This window comes from Caecibacteroides pullorum, assembly GCF_019239235.1.
Classification (GTDB): domain Bacteria; phylum Bacteroidota; class Bacteroidia; order Bacteroidales; family Bacteroidaceae; genus Bacteroides; species Bacteroides pullorum.
On the sequence record NZ_JAAZTS010000007.1, the window covers coordinates 82,390 to 104,337 of the forward strand.

18 protein-coding genes and 1 pseudogene are annotated in these 21,948 nt (G+C 49.1%); 10 read left to right on the plus strand and 9 right to left on the minus strand.

Going from position 1 to position 21,948, the window contains the following annotated elements; genetic code table 11:
- Nucleotides 1-18 precede the first annotated feature (18 nt).
- The 3 genes from HF894_RS06915 to HF894_RS06925 form a co-directional block, all read right to left on the minus strand.
- Entirely contained in the window at nucleotides 19-2,397 is a 2,379-nt protein-coding gene (locus HF894_RS06915; protein WP_204971987.1) for a TonB-dependent receptor, read from the minus strand.
- Nucleotides 2,398-2,492: 95 nt separating this feature from the next.
- Entirely contained in the window at nucleotides 2,493-2,801 is a 309-nt protein-coding gene (locus HF894_RS15355; RefSeq protein WP_021846960.1) for a type II toxin-antitoxin system RelE/ParE family toxin, read from the minus strand.
- Nucleotides 2,795-3,037, minus strand: a complete 243-nt coding sequence (locus HF894_RS06925; RefSeq protein ID WP_021846959.1) for a hypothetical protein — start codon at nucleotides 3,035-3,037, stop codon at nucleotides 2,795-2,797. The genes HF894_RS15355 and HF894_RS06925 overlap by 7 nt, the downstream gene beginning before the upstream one ends.
- A gap of 303 nt (nucleotides 3,038-3,340) precedes the next feature.
- On the opposite strand from HF894_RS06925, the pseudogene HF894_RS06930 reads away from it, so the two are divergent.
- The 5 genes and pseudogenes from HF894_RS06930 to HF894_RS06950 all read left to right on the plus strand — a co-directional run.
- Nucleotides 3,341-3,646: pseudogene (locus tag HF894_RS06930) on the plus strand (Arm DNA-binding domain-containing protein); the annotation flags it as partial.
- Between the two features lie 335 nt (nucleotides 3,647-3,981).
- Entirely contained in the window at nucleotides 3,982-4,197 is a 216-nt protein-coding gene (locus tag HF894_RS06935; RefSeq protein WP_204970291.1) for a hypothetical protein, read from the plus strand.
- A 5-nt stretch (nucleotides 4,198-4,202) separates the two neighbouring features.
- Nucleotides 4,203-4,700, plus strand: coding sequence for a J domain-containing protein (locus HF894_RS06940; RefSeq protein ID WP_204971989.1), 498 nt, complete (start codon nucleotides 4,203-4,205; stop codon nucleotides 4,698-4,700).
- Between the two features lie 10 nt (nucleotides 4,701-4,710).
- On the plus strand, nucleotides 4,711-5,148 hold the full coding sequence (locus HF894_RS06945; protein ID WP_204971991.1) for a hypothetical protein: 438 nt from the start codon (nucleotides 4,711-4,713) through the stop codon (nucleotides 5,146-5,148).
- A 5-nt stretch (nucleotides 5,149-5,153) separates the two neighbouring features.
- Complete coding sequence (locus tag HF894_RS06950) at nucleotides 5,154-5,768, plus strand: hypothetical protein (protein WP_204970294.1); 615 nt, start codon at nucleotides 5,154-5,156, stop codon at nucleotides 5,766-5,768.
- A gap of 144 nt (nucleotides 5,769-5,912) precedes the next feature.
- On the opposite strand, the gene HF894_RS06955 is transcribed toward HF894_RS06950, so the two are convergent.
- Nucleotides 5,913-6,110, minus strand: a complete 198-nt coding sequence (locus HF894_RS06955) for a hypothetical protein (RefSeq protein WP_204970295.1) — start codon at nucleotides 6,108-6,110, stop codon at nucleotides 5,913-5,915.
- A gap of 228 nt (nucleotides 6,111-6,338) precedes the next feature.
- Here HF894_RS06955 and HF894_RS06960 point away from each other — a divergent pair, with 228 nt between their 5' ends.
- Nucleotides 6,339-7,469 carry a PDDEXK nuclease domain-containing protein gene (locus tag HF894_RS06960; protein ID WP_204971993.1) on the plus strand — a complete coding sequence of 377 codons (1,131 nt, stop codon included), beginning with the start codon at nucleotides 6,339-6,341 and terminating at the stop codon, nucleotides 7,467-7,469.
- A gap of 252 nt (nucleotides 7,470-7,721) precedes the next feature.
- Here HF894_RS06960 and HF894_RS06965 read toward each other — a convergent pair whose 3' ends face one another.
- Genes HF894_RS06965 through radA form a run of 3 tightly spaced genes read right to left on the minus strand, consistent with a single transcriptional unit; the run spans nucleotide 7,722 to nucleotide 11,359 of the window.
- Entirely contained in the window at nucleotides 7,722-8,330 is a 609-nt protein-coding gene (locus tag HF894_RS06965; protein ID WP_204971995.1) for a response regulator transcription factor, read from the minus strand.
- 20 nt (nucleotides 8,331-8,350) lie between these two features.
- Nucleotides 8,351-9,985 carry an NAD(P)/FAD-dependent oxidoreductase gene (locus tag HF894_RS06970; protein ID WP_204971997.1) on the minus strand — a complete coding sequence of 545 codons (1,635 nt, stop codon included), beginning with the start codon at nucleotides 9,983-9,985 and terminating at the stop codon, nucleotides 8,351-8,353.
- A gap of 6 nt (nucleotides 9,986-9,991) precedes the next feature.
- Nucleotides 9,992-11,359, minus strand: coding sequence for a DNA repair protein RadA (radA, locus tag HF894_RS06975; protein WP_021846956.1), 1,368 nt, complete (start codon nucleotides 11,357-11,359; stop codon nucleotides 9,992-9,994).
- Nucleotides 11,360-12,270: 911 nt separating this feature from the next.
- On the opposite strand from radA, the gene HF894_RS06980 reads away from it, so the two are divergent.
- Nucleotides 12,271-12,813 carry a beta-class carbonic anhydrase gene (locus HF894_RS06980; RefSeq protein WP_021846955.1) on the plus strand — a complete coding sequence of 181 codons (543 nt, stop codon included), beginning with the start codon at nucleotides 12,271-12,273 and terminating at the stop codon, nucleotides 12,811-12,813.
- Between the two features lie 3 nt (nucleotides 12,814-12,816).
- Here HF894_RS06980 and HF894_RS06985 read toward each other — a convergent pair whose 3' ends face one another.
- Nucleotides 12,817-13,854: an asparaginase gene (locus HF894_RS06985; protein WP_204971999.1), complete on the minus strand. Its 1,038-nt coding sequence runs from the start codon at nucleotides 13,852-13,854 to the stop codon at nucleotides 12,817-12,819.
- Nucleotides 13,855-14,319: 465 nt separating this feature from the next.
- Here HF894_RS06985 and thrA point away from each other — a divergent pair, with 465 nt between their 5' ends.
- From thrA to thrC, 3 genes are all read left to right on the plus strand, one after another.
- Nucleotides 14,320-16,752 carry a bifunctional aspartate kinase/homoserine dehydrogenase I gene (gene thrA / locus HF894_RS06990; RefSeq protein WP_204972001.1) on the plus strand — a complete coding sequence of 811 codons (2,433 nt, stop codon included), beginning with the start codon at nucleotides 14,320-14,322 and terminating at the stop codon, nucleotides 16,750-16,752.
- A 90-nt stretch (nucleotides 16,753-16,842) separates the two neighbouring features.
- On the plus strand, nucleotides 16,843-18,090 hold the full coding sequence (locus tag HF894_RS06995; RefSeq protein WP_204972003.1) for a cofactor-independent phosphoglycerate mutase: 1,248 nt from the start codon (nucleotides 16,843-16,845) through the stop codon (nucleotides 18,088-18,090).
- A gap of 18 nt (nucleotides 18,091-18,108) precedes the next feature.
- Nucleotides 18,109-19,410, plus strand: a complete 1,302-nt coding sequence (gene thrC / locus HF894_RS07000) for a threonine synthase (protein ID WP_204972005.1) — start codon at nucleotides 18,109-18,111, stop codon at nucleotides 19,408-19,410.
- Nucleotides 19,411-19,513: 103 nt separating this feature from the next.
- Here the strand turns inward: thrC and HF894_RS07005 are convergent, their stop codons facing one another.
- Nucleotides 19,514-21,946 carry an E3 ubiquitin protein ligase gene (locus HF894_RS07005; protein WP_204972006.1) on the minus strand — a complete coding sequence of 811 codons (2,433 nt, stop codon included), beginning with the start codon at nucleotides 21,944-21,946 and terminating at the stop codon, nucleotides 19,514-19,516.
- Nucleotides 21,947-21,948 lie beyond the last annotated feature (2 nt).

Below are 21,948 nucleotides of genomic sequence, written 5' to 3' on the forward strand. Positions count from 1 at the left end.
AATGCCAGGCTGGGGGCATCAGAAGCGGCAACGCAGGTCGATGCCTACCTGTATGGGACGTCCCATCTGGGCGAAGCCGCGGCTCATGGTTTCGAACCAGAAGGCCTGATAGCGCTTGTTCAGTGCATTGTCCACCCACAGGGCAATCTGCCCGTTGCCTTTATTGAGACTCAACCGTCCGTTCAGCGTACCGTAGAGGGCCTGGCTGGCATTGTTTGCCTCCGTCCAGTAGATGCGGCCTGCAGCCTTATAGTGGGCGTCGAGGGTGATGTCGTCCAGCCATGCGCCTGCCTTCATCGCAAAAATGTATTGACCACCCACGTTGAACGTGTGTTTGGGAACGAAAGGCACATATTTCCCGTTATAATTCACTTCGTTGCTCACCACGTAGTCGGTAAATGTGGCGTACGTATAGCCATAACTACCGCTCAGGCTTAAGGCATCGGTCAGTTGGGCACGCAGGGCGGCTTCGGCACCCAGACTACGGCTCTTGCCGGCATTGACGGTGATGCGTCCCAGTCCGCTGGCGGCGAAGCGCGAAATCTGCTGGTCGTGCGTGTCCATGTAGAAGGCTGCCAGGTCGGCCTGCAGGCGGCCGTCGCAGAGGGTCAGATGAGAGCCTACCTCGTAGTTCCATGAGTATTCGGGGCGGTAGAGCGTGGCCTCGCGGATGTCCTGCGGTTCCTTCTTGAACTGTTCAAACATTTGCGCATACTTCTTGAACTGCTCGTCTCGAGCCAGTACATCCATCGTCACTCCCATCAGAGAGCCGCTGATGACATCGGAAAACATCTGTATGTTATATCCGCCTGAGCGGTAACCCTTCGTGACGGAAACATAGATATTGTTCTGTCGGTCAAAGTCGTATTGCAGGGCAAATTTGGGCAGCAACTGTAGATAGTCGGTTTGCTCATGCCCAATGAAACTGGCCACAGCATCCTTGTCGAGGGCTTCGGCCTGGATGGGGAAGGGCATACCCGGCATCTGCATCTTCATGCTGAAGTCGAAGTTCATTTGACATCCCGTATTATAATCCATCATGAGTTTCTCGTAGTCAAGGCGCAAGCCGACTGTAAACGACAGTCCATCGACCAAAATATCGTTAATAGTACTTTGATGATAGAAGGCTGTATTGAGAATGGGAGTGCTGAAGACACCAGGCACAGGCAAGGTCGTATTGTTGACCGTAAACTTCAGCTGGGGAGCCATAGGATTATCTTGAGGGAAAGCACTATTCACATTGTCCTCAATCATCGTTTTCACACCATCTTGCTCGAAGGTGACGGGCGCGTCGGTATCGAGCCACTGGTAGAAGGCGCTGGCGCCTGTGGTCCACTGCCAGCGGCGGCCGGGTTTGGACTTCAGCACCAGTTCCTCGCTCACGGTCTTGGAATTCTGCTTCTGCATCATGGTGTAGATGTTTTGTTCCGTGAAGTCTTGGTCCAGGTCCATGTGGTCGTCCAGAAACTGAAAGCCCGTCACGCTGCTCAGGATGAAGTTATCAGCCTGATGCTCCAGGTTGAGGCCGCCGTTCAGCAGGTTGCGCCTGTAGCCGCTCTTGTGGTTGTAGGCGATGCGGCCGATGTAGTCGGCACGGTCTTCCTCGCCCTCGGTCACGCCGGTATATTCATACGGGTATCCGCCCTGGTTGGTATATTCATAGTTCAGAGTGAAATCCAGCTTCAGGTTCTCCTTGGGCAGGTAGATGGCACGGAAGCGGCCGCCGAATTCGTCGTCCTTGTCCACGCGCTCGTTCAAGTAAGAGTTCTTGAAGAAACCTCCCTTGTGTTCGTAGAAGAAGTTGGCGGAGAAGGCAAACTGGGGGCTGATGCGGTGGTAGTGGCTGACGCTGGCCTTATAGTTGTTGTAGGTGGCGGCACTCAGTGTGAGGTCCGTCCCCTGATAGGTGAAGGGTGACTTGGTGAAGACACGTATCAGTCCGCCCATCGTGTTGCGTCCGTATAGTGTACCTTGCGGGCCGCGCATCACGTCGATGCGCTCGATGTCGGAGTAATTGAAGTCGAAGGCCGACTTGTCGATGAAGGGGATATTGTCCACGTAGAGGCCCACGGCCGGCGTGTTGATGCGCGAGCCGATGCCACGCACATAGACCGAGGTTGTCAGTTTCGAGCCATAGTCGGGTATAAAGAGGTTGGGCACCAGTGACGACAGGCTCTTGACCGAGCGGACGGCATTACCCCGCATGTCGGCCTGCGAGAAAGAAGTGGCCGAGAGGGCTTGCTGGCGCAGGCGGCTGTTTTCCTTGGGCGTGGCGATGACCACCACTTCTTCGATGTCCACTACTTTGGTAGAGTCTTTGGGGGCTTCTTCGCCCCAGGCTGTTTGCGTTACTCCGACGGTCAGCAACGCGAGGAAGGTCCAAACAGATTTCTTCATTGCAGTCTTATTTTTTCGGCCGCAAAGTAAGGGAAAATCCACGGAACGTGCAATCCTCACTTATGAGGAAATCGAGAGGAGAAAAAGAGGAAGGTTTATTGGTTTAGTAAGCTTTCCAGATATTGCGGATTGCGTCGTGTGTCCCATATAAAAGCAATGAGGACATGGTCAGCATAAATTAGGTAGAAAATCTTGCAATGATGTTTGACGATATAACGGTAGTCCGAAGGCTGTCCGTTTATGATTTCACGACTTCCCATTTCTGGAAAGATAAGTAGATAGCGCGTTTCGTTTCGAATCTCCCCGACAATTCTACGGGCTGTATCAGCCCCAGTCTGAGGTTGATAGAAGCGGAAAATGTTCCTTAGGCTTTCAATAGCTTGTTTCGACCAGCGTATTACCATGACTGTATTTCTTGAGCCAGTTCTTTGTCACTTAAGCTTTCTCCTTGTTTGTCCTCACATACAGCCTTGTCCATTAGTTTGTACAGCAAATCGGAGGGCATGGCTGCCAGTTGTTCGCCTGCTTCTTCGTTACGTATCAGGTGGCAGGCTGCAGCCAGTTTGGTCAAGGAAGCTTCGCTATTGAAACCATTGATGATTTCACGTACCAGTTCTAATTTGTATGCGTCCAGTTCCATAATCAGGTGTTGCTTGGGATTTTGTTAGATACAAAGATATAGAAAACGCTGGAATAATCAACCGAAATCGGAATAATAGTGCATCTTGTACTGATAATAAACGCATTACACTGAAAATCTCGGAAATACGGGAAATAGCAATTTAGCAAAGAAACGCAAGGTAATGAAATAGAACGGTTGCCTAATCGTTACCCGAAAACGAGTAAGATTTTTCTTTGTGTCGTCACGTTTCATAGTTCTGCATCATATTGCGTATCAATGTATAACTCGCTGACAACTAATTTTGTAACCAAAAAAGATTGGATTATGCGAAGTACATTTAAGGTGCTGTTCTACGTGAACGCAAGCAAGGAGAAAAACGGTATTGTTCCCATCATGGGACGAGTGACAATCAACGGCTCAGTAGCCCAATTCAGTTGTAAGCGTACCATTGCAAAAGAGCTTTGGGATGTAAAAGGCAACAGAGCCAAAGGTAAGAGCAAGGAAGCAAGAGAAATCAATCTTGCTTTGGATAATATTAAGGCTCAAATCATCAAGCACTATCAACGCCTGTCGGATAGAGAAGCCTATGTAACTGCCGAAATGGTACGCAATGCCTATGAAGCTATAAAACGCAACCTTTAGCCGTAATAATTTGCCCATAGTGTGCTTATTATTACGGCTTTTTTGTAATTTGCAGTTGGATTGAGGCAACTCCATCCAAAGACATATGAGAAAAAGAAGAAGCGTTATGCTTATCTCGAAGTCGGGAACGTAGGAAATTCAAGACTATTCAGAGAGAAAAAGCGTAATGGTTTCTCGCGCTATAGCGTGGGCTGCTATTACCATACCCTCTGAATTAAGGTTATTCCTACGACCTCCGACTTAGAAGATGGCATTGCAGTGCCACGCTTCTTGTAATAAACTAACTTTGTAGGCACACCAAGGAACAAAAAAGAAAGATAATGAGCAAGTTAGCAAAAATTTTAGTTACAGTAGGAGTTGTATTTTTATTTTTTATCATTACAATTCCAATAACTGCGGGTATTAAAAGTTCAGGGAGTTCGCCTACTTTTATCAATTTGATTCTCCTTATGGGGTTAATAGGAGGTATAAAAGCGATTTGGAAAAGCGAGAAAAAAGATAATAATGATAACGATACCCCTGTCTTGCAAAAGTAAGCGATATGTTTAAAGACTATTATAAAATACTTGACATTCATAGACACGCTACTGCACAAGAAATCAAATCAGCATATCGTGCAATGTCTATGAAATGGCATCCAGACAAAAATCCAGGAACTGATGTGACAAATATCATGCAAGATATAAATGAGGCGTATGCAATATTGAAAGATACGAATAAACGAGAAAGATATAATCAAGAATATGATATCTTTTACGCACAATTATCCTTTAATTCTCATAAGGTATCAGACAACGATTTTTCAAAAGAGTACGAATATGACTATGATATAAAAGATGATATTCTAAAAGACGATATCGCAGATGCAAGAAAATATGCCAAAGAACTTGTAGATGAATTTTTAAAATCATTTAAAGAGGCTTCTAAGGCAGCTGTAAAAGGAACTGCGGAAAAATCACTACAATATGCTGTTTCTTGGATAATTGCAGGTTTTGTATTGGCTATATTGGGAAGTATTATTAGAAGTTGTAATTCTTAAAGATTAAAAAATGAAGCAGAAAATTTTGTATATAATAATGATTGTTATTACTTTGTTTGCTTGTAAAAATAAAGCTTATGATATGATAGAATATAAAAACTCGGAAACATCTCTATGTTTTAATGTTCCGTCATATATGCACAAATCAAAAGAAGATAATTCTTCTATGTTATTTGAGGGTAATGGAAAGTTTGTAAACTTTATGTGGAACAAATCTGAAAATGGTTGGGATATTGATAAGTTTTCTCAGAAGATGACAAAAGATAGTGAGGGCTTGACATTAGTTGAAAAGAATGATACATTAATAGTTTATGAAATACACAAAGGTGTAGTAACAATGCCTGCATTGATATTTAGTTTACAAGAAAGGAACGGATATTCTATATTAGTAACTACAATGGGGATTAGTAGAACAAACCATCAAACGATTACCAGTTCAATAAAATGATTTTTATGAGGAATATTTTATTTTCATTGTGCTTATTATTTTCTTCTGCAAATAGTTTTGCGCAGTATAATAATGTTTGTGATGTTGCATATACTGATTTTAATAATTTAATAGAAGCTTTTTTACAACTTCCCACTGAGCAAATACGAAATGAAGAAATATACAACCGTTTAGACGAACTCCAGAATATCATCAATGAAATTCATGTTTCTAAAGAAGAACGATATAAATTAAATTCCTTACAAGCGGACATTAGTGCTGTTAAAGAATTTATGTCTCCTATTTCGAATAAATATAATGCTCATCTTTCAAACAACAACATAAACAGATTACAAACAATCTTTGGGGAAAATTTTACAAAAGCAAAACTAAATGTAAAATGTCCAAGTGATGAGGTCCAGTTTATAGAGGTTAAAGTGGGTAGCTTGATTATCTGCTATTTTCATTGTATATCAAAAATAGCAGATAATGGTCTACGTATAAAATTTCATGCAGTGTCAGGTAATACTACCAGTAGTGGAGAATATGGGGCGATGAAGAATGAGTATACTCCAATAATACATAATGCAGGACAGAAATATGTAAAAGTTTCTTCTGCAACAATAGTAGAAAGATTTTAATAACCACAGCCGATTTTAAGTTGTTCACAAATCATAGTAGGCATAATAACCATAGCTTACACTATTCGAGTAGATAAGAATCTTGGTGATATTAAAAGAGCCTGTCTCAAATTGTTAGGACGGGCTCTTCCTGTCAAAGATAAGTTATTTGCCACTGTCTGTTGAGCTAATCTCTCTAAAAATGCCTTTATTAACACATTCTGTAGCATCTGTATCATAATACACAATTCCATTAGGAAGAATCTCTTTTATAAAAGGACAATAATATGTCCCCTTTGCTAAATTAACTCTCGATTGTTTATTAGCACAATCAATACACATTTTAAAACTATTATCATTCATAATAATATGGATTATATAATTATTAACAATATTACCATGCTATTATCCTGTATACCAAGATAGTATAAATAAATGATATTACAATTTTTTGGGGTGTCTTTTTGTAATATTTCAAATCTCAAAAGATTTGTTTATAGACTAACCTTGCTGGATTTGTAGAAAGAAAAAGAGACAACATCCGTATTATCCACATTTCTTTTTGTACCTTTGTTGGCAAATAATAAGCATATGAGCGATTTACAGACATACGCCAAGGCGGTACGGGTTATTAAGGAAGCGATATTGCGTAGTCAGTATCGTGCAGCATCTTCTGCTAATAAGGAACAATTGTCATTGTATTATGGTATAGGTTGTTATGTTTCTAAAAATTCTCGTGAGGGCTTCTGGGGCAAAGGTGCAATTGAGTCCATTAGCCAGCAACTGCAAAAGGAGTTGCCCGGGCTTCGTGGTTTCTCGGCATCGAACATAAAGAATATGCGTTCATTCTACGAAGAGTGGTCGCCTGTTATAAATCGCCAGCCAATGGCTGACGAAAATAAAACGCTAACTGCGGTTAGCGATTCGGAACTTAACGAGCAAATGTTGCTTATTGAAATTCGCCAGCCGATGGCTGACGAATTTAATTGGGCGGACTTTGTTGCCATCGGTTTTAGCCATCATATTGAGATTATAACAAAAGCAAAATCATTAGAAGCCCGCTTGTTCTATATCCACGAATCAGCCACACGGTTTTGGAATAAATACGTTTTGCGAGATTATCTCAAGGCTGATTTGTACAACCACCGAGGAACGCTCCCCAATAATTTCACCGCTACAATGCCGAGTACAAAGCAGGCATTAAAGGCAGTAAACGCATTCAAGGATGAATACTTGTTGGATTTTATCAATGTAGAAGAACTTGATACACAAGATGAAGACTTGAACGAACGTGTGCTCGAAAAGTCCATTGTGGATAACATCAAAAGGTTTATCCTGACCTTCGGACAAGATTTTATTTTCGTAGGCGACCAATACAGATTGGAGGTTTCGGGAGAGGAAATGTTTGTTGATTTGCTTTTCTTCAATCGAGAACTAAACTCACTCGTTGCCGTCGAGCTAAAATCAGGGAAATTCCGTTCTTCATACTTAGGACAATTGAGTACATATCTGTCGGCTCTTGACACATATGTAAGGAAACCACACGAAAACCCTGCAATTGGCATCCTGTTATGTCGCGATATGAATCAGTCATTCGTTGAGTTTGCTATTCGAGACTATGACAAGCCTATGGGCGTTGCAACTTATAGGGCAACGAAAGATATGCCCGAGCGATTGCGCAATGCACTACCCGATATTGAAGAATTAAAGAAACTACTATAAATAAGAACGCAGACAAAAGAAAATAATCATCATTCGTTTTTGTCTGCGTTTCTTTTATTACCTTTGTGCCGTCAGAGTTATCACATTGAAGCATAACAATGAAGAACTCAGAAATACGAACGGTTGCTATCTCGTTACCCAATTTTCAAGCAATCCGACCAACCGATTTATTCTAAACGAGTTATCTTTTCTTACAAAAAACTTTGATATCTATGTGTTGTGGCTTGTCTATTTAATGTTTACTTTATCTTTTCAGATCTGGTCCGCTTCCACATAGCCGTGCATCACAGCATAGATGGTAAGGCCCGAGACGGACTTGATACCCAGCTTCTCCGTGATGTTTTTGCGATGGCTGATGACGGTAGTCAGGCTGATGTTCAGGCGGTCGGCTATCTCCTTGTTGATAAATCCCTTGACCACCAGCACCAGCACTTCTATCTCGCGTGCCGTCAGTTCGTGACCGGCAGGCACATTGGTCGGCTGGTCGGTGAGAGCAGGCAGCTTGCCGGGGTGACCATGCCGATGGCCATGTCCATGCAGTTGGACGATGCTCCGCACCAGTTCTTTTTCCGGCTGACAGATGTTCAGTGTCAGCACGCCTGCCAGTTGCGGACCGGCTTCGCCCGCGGCCAGTACGATGGTCTTGGGCCGTCGCGGCAGGAAGAACGCCGTATGCTCGAGGTACACCTGCGACGAGATGAAGTAGTGGGCATACATGTCGGGCGTGTCGTCCATAAAGGCTGCAAACGAGGGGAACGTACGGATGACGGCGCCAGGGATCAGCTCTTCGAGCAGGTCGCTCAGCCCCAGGTTGCTCAGGGTGTTGGGGTCGATGATGGCGATTTCGGGAGTGGATGTCATAATCAAGAGTTAAGTTATGGTTATTTATTTCCTTCGCAATATTCTGCCGCAGCCTCGGCACACCGTTCGCCATCCACACCAGCCGAGACGATGCCGCCGGCATAGCCAGCTCCCTCACCGCAGGGGAAGAGGCCGCGCAGGCGGACATGTTGCAGGGTGTCGCGGTCGCGCACGATGCGGACGGGTGCCGACGTGCGGGTCTCTACGGCTATCATCACGGCGTCGTTGGTCAGGAAGCCATGGGCGTTGCGGCCGAACTGCTGGAAGCCTTTGGCCAGACGGCCGGCGATGAACGGGGGCAGCCAGAAGTGCAGGGGCGAGGCAATCAGGCCGGGGGCGTACGACGTCTCAGGCAGGTCGGCACTGAGGCGGCGGTTCACGAAGTCGGCCATGCGCTGGGCGGGCGCCGTCTGCCGGCGATTGCCCTGCTGCCAGCAGAGGCGTTCGAGGTGTTCCTGGAAGGAAAGCATATTTAATGAAGAATGAAGAATGGAAGCTGCGCTTCCGAATGAAGAATTTCTATCATCGCCCAATAATTCTTCATTCTTCATTCTTAATTCTTCATTTTCCAGGTCTTCCGGCCGTATCTCCACCACCATGCCACTGTTGCTCCAGCGCGAGCCGCGGTTGCTGGGACTCATGCCGTTCACCACAATCTGTTCGGGACCGCTGGCGGCGGGCACGATGAAGCCGCCAGGGCACATGCAGAAACTGTATACGCCACGGCCGTCTACCTGCGTGACGAAGCTGTATTCGGCGGCGGGCAGGTACTTGCCGCGTCCGTTCTTGTTGTGATACTGTATCTGGTCGATGAGGGTGGCAGGATGTTCTAGGCGCACGCCCACGGCGATACCCTTGGCCTCAATTTCCACGCCGTTGGCAGCCAGCCAGCGGTAGACGTCGCGGGCAGAGTGGCCCGTGGCCAGGATGACGGGGCCGAGGAACGTCTGACCCGTGTGGGTTTCGATACCCTTTACCTCGTCTCCCTCGATGAGCAGAGCGTCCATGCGTGTCTGGAAATGAACTTCGCCGCCACACTGAAGAATGGTGTTGCGCATGTTCTCGATGACGCGGGGCAGCTTGTCGGTGCCGATGTGCGGATGGGCGTCCACCAGGATGGAAGTGGAGGCGCCGTGCTGGCAGAAGACGTTGAGTATCTTGTCCACATTGCCGCGCTTCTTGCTGCGGGTGTAGAGCTTGCCGTCGGAGTAGGCTCCCGCGCCGCCTTCGCCGAAGCTGTAGTTCGACTCGGGGTCCACGGCCTGCGTGCGGCCGATCTGGGCCAGGTCTTTCTTGCGCTCGCGCACGTCCTTGCCGCGCTCCACCACCACGGGGCGCAGGCCCAGCTCGATGAGGCGCAGGGCGGCAAAGAGGCCGCCGGGACCGGCACCCACGACGATGACCTGCGGGCGTCCTTCCACGTTGGGGTAGTCCGTATGCTGGTATTCGTCGTCCTTGGGCACTTCGTTGACGTAGGCCCGCACGGTGAGGTTCACGAAGACCGTCCGTTGGCGGGCGTCGATGCTCCGCTTCAGGATGCGGGTGGCGTTGAGGGTTCTCTCGTCAAGGCCTTTCTCGCGTACGAGATAGGCTTTCAATCGTTGTTCGTTGGCTGCTACCTCGGGTAGCACTCTGATCGTATATTCGTATGTCATAGGTCCTTATCCAAAAAGTGTTCTGAAAGCTTCCTCCACCTTTCTCACCGGCACCAGCTCGATGTGCAGCTTCCGCGTGTCCAGTCCCTGCAGGTTGTGCTTGGGCAGGATGAAGCGCTTGAAGCCCAGCTTCTCGGCCTCGCCGATGCGTTGTTCGATGCGGTTCACGGGGCGTATCTCGCCCGAGAGTCCTACTTCGCCCGCCATGCACACTTCGGCTTCGATTTCCGTGTCCACGTTGCTCGATAGGATGGCGCTGATGACGGCCAGGTCGATGGCAGGGTCGTTCACCTTCAGGCCGCCGGCGATGTTCAGGAAGACGTCCTTCTGTGCCAGCTTGAAGCCTACGCGCTTTTCGAGCACGGCCAGGAGCATGTTCATGCGGCGCAGGTCGAAGCCCGTGGCCGAACGTTGCGGATTGCCGTAGACGGCGGAGCTGACCAGTGCCTGCGTCTCGATGAGAAACGGACGTACACCCTCGATGGCCGAAGCGATGGCTACACCGCTCATGCCTTCGTGGTCCTGGCTCAGTAGCAGTTCAGAAGGGTTGCTCACTTGTCGCAGGCCGTCCTGACGCATCTCGTAGATGCCCAACTCGGCGGTGCTGCCGAAGCGGTTCTTGATGCTGCGCAGGATGCGGTACAGGTAGTGCTGGTCGCCCTCGAACTGGAGGACGGTGTCCACAATGTGTTCCAGCACCTTGGGGCCCGCGATGCTGCCTTCCTTGTTGATGTGGCCGATGAGGATGACCGCTGTATGCGTCTCCTTGGCAAAGCGCAGGATGCTGGCGGCACACTCGCGCACCTGGGCGATGCTGCCGGGCGAGGACTCCAGCGCTTCGGTCGAGATGGTCTGTATGGAGTCGATGATGACCAGGTCGGGACGGGTGTTCTTGATGTGGACATAGATCTGTTCGAGCGACGTCTCGCAGACGATGAGGCAGTCGGACGACTGCTTGGTCAGTCGCTCGGCACGCAGCTTCAGCTGGCGGGCACTTTCCTCACCCGAGACGTAGAGTACGCGCTTCTCCGTCAGTCGCAGGACGGTCTGCAGCACCAGGGTCGATTTGCCGATGCCCGGCTCACCGCCTATCAGCACCAGCGACCCCTGTACCAGTCCACCGCCCAGCACACGGTTCAGCTCGGCGTCGTGCAGGTCGATGCGGGGTTCGTCTGCGGCCTCTATCTCGTCCAGCGTCACGGGTTTGGCTTTCGTCGGCGCGATGCCTGCCTCGGGTCGTCGGGCTACGGGTTCCTTGCGCACGATTTCCTCGACGAAGGTATTCCACTGCCCGCACGCAGGGCACTTTCCCTGCCACTTGGGCGACTCCTGTCCGCAGTTGCTGCACACGTACACGGTTTTTTCTTTGGCCATATCAGAACGTTTAAAAAAGATTGTGGCTTCAAAGATAGTGCAAACCGGGAGAAGCACAAAGCGAAAACATAGTTTTCGGCTTTTTCGCCCTTCTCTTGTTTGGCTGCACCCTGCCAGCTTTCCTCCTTCTGTTGTCCCGATTGTTGACGGACATTTGTTGCTTTTTCTGTGTATATGCTTTCGTTTCCACTCTTTTTTCGGAGAACTCCGCCGGGGCCGGCATCCGTCGTCGTTTCCGTTATCGACGCTGTAAAGATACTCCTTCTTTTTGTACGGTCCAAAATTTGGCCCTCTGTAATCGCTAAAAATTTGTTAACAAAAACCTTGTTTTGTGTTAATAAAACTAATTCATTGGTTTCCAGTGTAGAAAACAACGTTTTCGCGCTGGCAGGACGTCGTTTTCTTTTCGTTACGCTGTCACTATGTGTTTTTATGGATGGAATGCATTTGGTGTGTGAATGAAAAACGAGAACTGTCAACTGTCAACTGTAAGGCTGGAAATTGCAGGATTTCCCTTACAGCTGACAGTTGACAGTTTTCTAATTTCAGTCTGGAAAAAAACGCTTACAACTTTTATATTATATATATAAATATATATATATAATATAAACTATAATTATCAATTTTCTCTCTGTCTCTTCCTGATTTTATAAACTGTCAACTGTCAGCTGTAAGGGGTGTGTGGAGTGGGCGTGCTGCTTGTTCTTGTAGATCAACGGTTTAGTTTTTGTTAACACGAAATTCGGTTTTCGTTAACAGATTTTTAGGGATTATAGGAGGCTTGTTTTTGGTCGTTACGTAGTGAAGCTTTAATTTTGCTGTATCGACGCAAGGGGAGAAGTGTGGCGGATGCCGGCCTGCCGAAGTATTCTCTCCGAAACAGTTTTCACTCAAAAAAGGTAAGGAAACGTATGATTGATGAAATTCTGAAATACAACAAGCAGTTTGTGGCCGAAAAGGGTTATGAACGGTTTATCACGACAAAGTATCCCGACAAGAAGATAGCCATTCTGTCGTGCATGGATACGCGGCTGACGGAGCTGTTGCCCGCTGCACTGGGCATCAAGAACGGCGACGTGAAGATGATCAAGAATGCGGGAGGCATCATCTCACATCCCTTTGGGAGCGTGATTCGCAGTCTGCTGGTGGCCATCTACGAACTGGGTGTGACGGAGGTGATGGTCATTGCCCACTCCGACTGCGGGGCGTGCCACATGAGCAGCGAACAGATGATAGCCCACATGAAGGCGCGGGGCATCAAGCAGGAGACGATTGACATGATGCGCTTCTGTGGCGTGGACTTCGAGTCGTGGCTTTATGGCTTCGGCGATACGGAGAAGTCGGTTCGACAGACGGTGGACGCCATCCTGAACCATCCGCTCATCCCGCACGACATACGCGTGTCGGGCTACATCATCGACTCCGTGACGGGCGAGCTGACGCCGGTGGAATAGGGGTCAGACGGTGATTTCGCCTGCCAGGGGGACAGTCATCAGGCGGCGCACTTCGTCGGGGCCGTAATTGTGACCCAGGAGGAACATCAGCTTGGTGACGGCCGATTCGGTGGTGCTGTCGTAGCCGCTCACCACGCCGGCCTGCATCAGCCAGTAGCCCGTCTCGTAGCGTTCCATCTCGACCATGCCGGCATGGCATTGGGTGACGTTGACAATGACGATTCCCCGCAGGCTGGCGGCTTGCAGAAGGCGTAGGAACCACTCCTTGCGGGGGGCGTTGCCCGAGCCGTAGGTTTCGAGCACTACGGCTTTCAGCCCTTCGGTGGCCAGCAGGGAGGCTACAATGTTTTCCTGAATGCCGGGGAAGAGCTTCAGGATGGCAATGTTGGTATCCAGCAGGTAGTGGGGTTTCAGCGTAGCTGCGCTGGGATGGGCGTGGATTTGCACATTATTATATTTAATGTGGATGCCGGCCGACGCCAGGTTGGGGTAGTTGAACGAGCGGAAAGCATTGAAGTTTTCGGCGTTCATCTTGGTGGTACGGTTGCCGCGCATCAGGTGGTTTTCGAAGAAGATGCAGACTTCGGGTACCACGGGGCGTCCGTTGGGATGGCAGGCGGTGGCTATCTCGATGCTGGTCAGCAGATTTTCCTTGCCGTCGGTACGCAGGACGCCGATGGGCAGCTGCGAGCCGGTCAGGATGACGGGCTTGTTCAGGTTTTCGAGCATGAAGCTCAGTGCCGAAGCCGTGTAGGCCATCGTATCGGTGCCGTGCAGGATGACGAAGCCCGTGTACTGGTCGTAGTGGTCGCTAATGATGCGCACCAGTCGTTGCCACGCCTCGGGATCCATGTCCGACGAATCCATTGGAGGGTCGAACTGATATGTGTCAATGCAGAAACCGAAGTTTTGCAGCTCGGGAATGTGCTTCTGGAGCTGCTCCATGTTGAAGTTTTCCAGTGCACCTGTCTCGGGGTTTTCTATCATTCCGATAGTACCGCCGGTGTATATTAGCAAAACGGAAGTATTATTGGCGACCATACAATGTTTTATTTCACAATTTCTCTGCAAATATAGTTATATTTCTTTAAAGTGCTGACAAAATGAAAGAAAAGTAGCGCGGAATGTTCTGTTTTCCGCCTGTGGAAATAGAAAAATAGAAGGGCGCTTTCGGACATTTGTCTTGACTTTTGGGGGCGCTTTCTGCACTTTTATCGCAAAAAAGTGGGGAAAAGTGTTAGATTGAATGTTTTTATTGCTATATTTGCGGCAACCTATCAAAAAACAACGAAGGAACAGAGACTATGAACGGATACTATTTTTATACAGGGACATCCATGTGTACCATGACCCTTAGGGGTTAGGGGATAGTATTTGTGTTTCTACGTGTTACACTATTTTTCAGCAGTTTTTTCAATTTTACATTTTCAGGAACGTCAGTGCAGACCCTTTCGAGGTGTTTGCTTCCGACACATTGTATCACCCTTTCAATCTATATACAGAGAAATGAAAGTTATGAAATTCGGCGGAACGTCAGTAGGTTCCGCAAAAAGCATTTTGAGCGTCAAAAAGATAGTAGAGGCCGCAGACGAGCCGGTGATTGTGGTTGTTTCGGCTTTGGGAGGCATTACGGACAAGCTGATAGATACTTCCCGCAAAGCGGCGGCTGGTGATGCCTCTTACGAGGATGGTTTTCGTGAAATCGTATTCCGCCATGTGGAGATGATCAGAGAGGCTTTTCCGGCCGATCCTCAACAGATGGAATTGCAACATAAGGTGGGCGAACTGCTGAACGAGCTGAAAGATATCTTCCAAGGTATCTACCTCATCAAAGACCTGTCGCAGAAAACGTCGGATACCATCGTGAGTTACGGCGAGCGCATTTCGTCTATCATTGCTGCCCAGCTGACGGGAGCCGAATGGTTTGACTCGCGCCAGTTCATCAAGACGGAAAAGAAGTTTTCCAAGCATGTGCTCGACAAGGAACTGACCAACCGACTGGTGCGTAGCACCTTTGCCAACCTGCCCAAACGTTCGCTGGTGCCTGGCTTCATTGCCACCGATGTGACGACAGGCGACGTGACCAACCTGGGACGGGGCGGGTCTGACTATACGGCCGCCATCATCGCAGCCGCTCTCGACGCCGACTCGTTGGAGATATGGACCGACGTGGACGGCTTCATGACTGCCGATCCGCGCGTCATATCTACTGCCTACACCATCAACGAGCTGAGCTATGTGGAGGCTACGGAGTTATGTAACTTCGGCGCCAAGGTGGTCTATCCGCCCACGATCTACCCCGTTTGCCACAAGAACATCCCCATCCTTATCAAGAATACCTTCAACCCCGAAGGCGAAGGAACTATCATCAAGCAGGAGGTGTCCGATCCGCAGAGCAAGCCCATCAAGGGTATCTCGTCCATCAACGACACCACGCTGATCACGGTCCAGGGTCTGGGTATGGTAGGCGTTATCGGTGTGAACTACCGCATCTTTAAGGCGTTGGCCAAAAACGGCATCAGCGTGTTCCTCGTGTCGCAGGCGTCGTCGGAGAATTCTACTTCTATCGGTGTGCGCAATGCCGACGCCGATCTGGCTTGTGCCGTGCTGACCGAAGAATTTGCCAAGGAAATCGAGATGGGTGAAATCTCGCCCATCCAGGCGGAGAAGAACCTGGCTACGGTCGCTATCGTAGGCGAGAACATGAAGCATACGCCGGGTATCGCAGGCAAGCTGTTCGGCACGCTGGGACGCAACGGTATCAATGTGATAGCTTGTGCGCAGGGTGCTTCGGAGACGAACATTTCATTCGTAGTCGAAAGCAAGTCGCTCCGCAAGTCGCTCAACGTCATCCACGACTCGTTCTTCCTTTCCGAATACCAGGTGCTCAACCTCTTCATCTGTGGCATCGGCACGGTAGGTGGAAGTCTCATCGAACAAATTCAGAGTCAGCGCCAGAAGTTGATGCAGGAGAACGGCCTTCAGCTGAATGTGGTGGGTATTGCCGACGCTTCGAAAGCGCTCTTCTGCCGCGAAGGCATCGACCTGGAGCACTATCGCGAGGACTTGAAGCAGAAGGGAATGGACAGCTCGCTGGGCGTGTTGCGTAACGAGATTATCGGCATGAACATCTTCAATTCGGTGTTTGTCGACTGTACAGCCAGCGCGGGCGTTGCTTCTCTCTACAAAGACTTGTTGCAACACAACGTGTCCGTGGTGGCCGCCAACAAGATTGCCGCCTCGTCGGAGTACGAAAACTATCGTGAACTGAAGCAGATAGCCCGCCAACGTGGGGTGAAGTACCTCTTCGAAACCAATGTAGGCGCAGGTCTGCCCATCATCAATACCATCAACGACCTTATCCATAGCGGCGACAAGATCCTGAAGATCGAGGCCGTGTTGAGCGGAACGCTGAACTATATCTTCAACAAGATCAGTGCCGACGTGCCCTTTAGCCAAACTATCCGCATGGCGCAGGAGGAGCGCTACTCCGAACCCGATCCGCGCATCGACCTCAGCGGCAAGGACGTTATCCGCAAACTGGTCATCCTGGCGCGTGAAGCCGGTTACCGTCTGGAGCAGGACGACGTGGAGAAACATCTCTTCGTGCCCGACGACTTCTTCGAAGGTTCCTTGGACGACTTTTGGAAGAAAGTGCCTACATTGGATGCCGACTTCGAAGCCCGTCGCCAGGTGCTCGAGGCCGAAAAGAAGCATTGGCGTTTCGTGGCCCGTCTGGAGGATGGCAAAGCTTCGGTAGGCCTGCAGGAAGTGGGCATCGGCCATCCTTTCTATGGCTTGGAGGGCAGCAACAACATCATTCTGCTCACCACCGAACGCTACCGCGAATATCCAATGATGATTCAAGGCTATGGCGCAGGAGCCAGTGTGACGGCCGCTGGCGTCTTTGCCGACATCATGAGCATTGCGAACGTTTAATAAATGGAAAATTGAGAATGGAAAATTGAAAATGAACGTATAGTCACTTCGCAATTCTCCATTTTCAATTTTCAATTATCCATTAAAAAAATGAAACACATCATTATATTGGGCGACGGCATGGCCGACTGGCCTGTCAAGTCGCTGGGCGGCAAGACGTTGCTGCAGGCCGCCCATACACCCTATATGGACAAGCTGGCCCGCATGGGGCGTACAGGACGTCTCGTTACTGTGGCCGAAGGCTTTCATCCGGGCAGCGAGGTAGCCAACATGTCGGTCATGGGTTACAACTTGCCCAAGGTGTACGAAGGACGTGGCCCGCTGGAAGCCGCCAGCATTGGCGTCGACCTGAAGCCGGGCGAGATGGCTATGCGATGCAACATCATCTGTATCGAAGGCGACCTGCTGAAGAACCATTCGGCGGGACACATCACAACACCCGAAGCCGACATACTGGTGAAGTATCTTCAGGAGAAGCTGGGAAACGAGCGGGTACACTTCTATACAGGTGTGCAGTACCGCCATCTGCTGGTGATCAAGGGAGGCGACAAACGTATCGGTTGTACACCGCCTCACGACGTGCCGCTCAAGCCCTACCGCCCTCTGATGGTGAAGCCTATGCCAGGTACGGAACACATTACCCGGCCCGAAGGCGGTGCCGAACTGACCCCCAAGCAGACAGCCGACCTGATCAATGAGCTGATCGTGCGCTCGCAGGAATTGCTCGAAGACCATCCGCTCAACCTGAAGCGCAAGGCCGAGGGGAAGGATCCTGCCAACAGCATCTGGCCATGGAGCCCTGGCTATCGTCCGCAGATGGAGCCGCTGGCTGAGAAATATCCCCAAATCCGTAAGGGCAGTGTCATCTCAGCCGTCGACCTGATCAATGGTATCGGTTACTATGCAGGTTTGCGACGTCTGACGGTAGAGGGCGCCACTGGCTTGTATGATACCAACTACGAGAACAAGGCTGCCGCTGCACTCGAGGCGCTGAAGACCGACGACTTCGTTTACCTTCATGTGGAGGCCAGTGACGAGGCGGGCCACGAGGGCGATGTGGACTTGAAGATACGCACCATCGAGAACTTGGACAGTCGCGCCATTGGCCCCATCTACGAGGTGGTGAAGGATTGGGACGAACCGATAGCCATTGCTGTCCTGCCCGATCATCCCACGCCCTGCGAACTGCGCACACATACGGCCGAACCTGTACCTTTCCTCATCTGGTATCCGGGCATCGAACCCGACGAGGTGCAGACCTTCGACGAAGTGGCGGCCTGCAACGGCGCTTATGGCCTGATGAAGGAAGACGAGTTTATGAACGAATTTATGAAATAACCCAAATACCGAAAAAACATGAAATACTATAGCACCAACCAACAGGAACGCGATGTCAGCCTGGAAGAGGCCGTTGTCAAAGGACTGGCCGCAGACAAGGGACTTTACATGCCCGATGTCATCAAGTCGCTGCCCGCATCGTTTTACGACCATATCGAGGATCTCAGCTTTCAGGAGATAGCCTGCCGTGTGGCCGATGCCTTCTTTGGTGAAGACGTACCGGCCGACACCTTGAAGCAGATTGTCTGCGACACGCTGAGCTTCGACGCACCGCTGGTGCCCGTGTCAGACAACATCTATTCGCTGGAGCTTTTCCATGGCCCTACGTTGGCTTTCAAGGATGTAGGCGGCCGCTTCATGGCTCGTCTGCTGGGGCACTTCATCCGCAAGGAGGGCAAGCGGCAGGTCAACGTACTGGTAGCCACTTCGGGCGATACAGGCAGCGCAGTGGCCAATGGCTTCTTGGGTGTGGAAGGTATCCACGTCTATGTGCTCTATCCCAAAGGCAAGGTGAGCGAGATACAGGAGAAACAATTTACGACCCTCGGGCAGAACATCACCGCCCTCGAAGTGGACGGCACTTTCGACGATTGCCAGGCGCTGGTAAAGGCTGCCTTCATGGACAAGGAGCTGAACGCCCACATGCAGCTGACGAGCGCCAACTCCATCAACGTGGCTCGCTTCCTGCCGCAGGCCTTCTATTATTTCTACGCCTACGCTCAACTGAAGAAGGCGGGTAAAGCCGATAACGTTGTTGTCTGTGTGCCCAGCGGCAATTTCGGAAACATCACGGCAGGGCTCTTTGGCAAACGCATGGGGCTGCCCGTAAAGCGCTTCATCGCCGCCAACAATCGTAACGACATCTTCTACAAATACTTGCAGACAGGTGTCTATTCACCTCGTCCGTCGGTAGCCACTATTGCCAACGCCATGGATGTGGGTGCGCCCAGCAACTTTGCCCGTGTGCTCGATCTTTATGGCAATAGCCATGACGCTATCTGTGCCGACATCAGTGGGGCTACCTATACCGACGAACAGATAGCTGAAACGATGAAGAACGTATGGCAGGCGCATCATTACCTGCTCGACCCGCATGGTGCTTGTGGCTATCGTGCCCTGTCCGAAGGATTGAAGCCGGGCGAAACAGGTATCTTCCTGGAGACGGCCCATCCCGCCAAGTTCAAGGATACGGTAGAGAAAATCATCGGCGAAGAAGTGGATATACCTGCCAAATTGCAGGCTTTCATGAGAGGCGAAAAGAAAAGCGTAGCGATGTCGAAAGAGTTTACTGCGTTCAAAAACTATCTGATGAACGAGTAAAAACGGTCTTTTGTTCCTGAAAAAAGGCTGTATTAAGAACTAGCAGTGATCGAGGTTCTTGATACAGCCTTTTTCTTTACCCGACTAACGGGGGGAATAGTGGTTACAGATCTTTTTCCAAGTAGGTGAACGTCGTCTTTCCGATGACGAACTTGGTTCCATGATAAAGTTTCTTCCTGACGTTTGTTTTCAGTGGCTTCTTATTGAATAGGATGCCCTCTTCCAGTGCTGTCAGGTAAAGGTAGCCGTTGACCATTCTCACTTCGGCCTGTTCGGGTGCGATGGGGCTGGTGATGTCCCACGTCATTTGCAGGTCACAGTTGACTGACTTGCCAATCAATATTCTTTTCGATTGTTCAGGTGCTTTCATCCATTTATAGATTGCGATATCCATATCCTTGATAGGCCCTTCTACTCGGAGGAAGTATCGTTCGGACTTCGGACACGTGGCCGCTACGCTGATGGCAAATCCGATGCAGTAGATCATGTAGCTCAGGAGCAGGAATTCACGTGTATCGACCTGGGCGTTGAAGGAGAATGACCACAAGTACATGGACCCCAGTCCGAAAATGATAGAGATGACCGCACCGATCAATGCCTTCTTTAATTTGATGTCAGTTCCATAGGCCACTGCTGATGCGATGACGAGTCCGCTCAACATCCAGGGAATCCAATCGACGAGGAAGGAATTGTCCTTGAAGTTCAGTGCTATGGAGATGACACATCCAATGAAAAATGACAGGTAGCTGAAAAGACCTCCAATGAGCGATCGGGCAATGATTTGCAATGTCCTTTTCCATAGCCAACGGCCATGGCTGGTCAGAAGGCTTAATGAGAAAGTCAGGAAAAAGCCAATGTTCAGACCGTAGAACGGCAGGAACAGAAGGTGGCTGCCGTATTCTTCTACAAGCGTGGTGATTTGTGGGGAACCTGAATCTACACCAAAAATGAGGTATATGAGTTTTACCAGTAACAAATTCTCGTTGTTATGGACGTTGGCTGTAAAGTTTATCCAGGCAATAAGGCCTGCAAAGGCTCCGGCGATGATCCACGCGAGGTAAAACGATGCATTGTGTGGGTCAAACAAGTTTCTTGAGTTATAGTAGTGCCGTCCTTGTTTGCAATGTCTTCCGTATTCTGGACACTGGTATTCGTTTTCGTCCCAGCAGGATTTGTGAAGTATATGCCGGCATTTTGCAACGATTTCGTCACCTTCCACAAAGGGAGCTTTGCAGAAATAGCAGGATTGCTCAATCAACATTCCGTTGTAACTCATGTTCTTACCAGTGTATCGGGTTACGTATTTTCTCTTGAACAACCAATAGCTGATGGCTGGTAAAATGAATTGGAAAATCAGATAGAGCAAGAGAATGGTTATTATACCAATCAAACAGCCTTGAAGGATGATTTGAAGCGTTGTTGAGCCATTGATAATGACAGGATTGTAGATACTTCCTACATTGTAGGAAATATAGTCGGAAGCAACCAGGCTGTCGCCTGAGTAGCAGGTAATCTGAAGCTTGCGTTCCATTCCTCTGTAAATCTTGTAGTCAGGATTTACATAGTTGAAGGTGTAGTCAATATAATTGTTGTTGAACAAATGCAGTATGTCGTTCAATTTCAGTTGTTGGTTGGAGGCATTGATGTATTTACCTCCACTTTTATGGCAAAGCGCTGTCAAGAAGTTTTGGGACTCTTCATCTGCCTGGCTGGCCAGCATGTCTTGTTTTTCTCCTACGTCGTAGCCTTCGTTCCCTTTTTCCAGGTTGAAATAGAAGATGGGTAATGTTTGGGTTGTATCTATTTGTTGGATGATTTGGTGTTGCAGTTCGAAGTGTTTGGGGTCAATGGGTTTGTTATGGTTGTAGACCTTTCCGTCAGAGAAGATGAACATGATTTTTCGTGCGGAGGCAAGAAGGCCTGTCGATGGAGTGTTTTTGACTCTCTCGACATATTCGGAAGAATCCTTTTTGAACTCGTCTATTTTGGAGGAAAGGGCACGATAGAGGTATTTTTCTCCTGGCTCACATTTGAAATAGTTGTTCATGACATAATCTGTCGCAATCATGGTTGGAGTCACTTCACCATTTTTCATGAAGGCTACATGAAGATGATCCAGCGCAAAGAGTTTTGCCAGGTTTTTGATGATCTGATTTTGTTGATTGATCGCAATGGAATCCAATGTCAGGTCAATCAGGAAAAGTGCGTCTAATTTTAACTCGTTAATTTCTTTCAGTTTAAGGTTTTCATAACTTTCCAGTTGGGGCTGGGTTTTCGGATCGTAGGTATTGTTTTTTAAAAATTCTTTTGTTTCGAAATGAATGCTGTCGGCGCTGCTGCTCAGCAACATTGCCGTGAGGGTGTCGTTTATCTCTACGTTCAGATGGAAACGTTTGTGATCTGGCTCAAATTCTATTTTGGTGATGTTGATGTTCAAATCTTGCTTGGACGCATTGTTGGTGACGTTGAATTGATCGCAGCCCGACAAGGCGAGGAGTGACACTAACAGAAGCGATATGATGTGGCGGCTTTTCATTG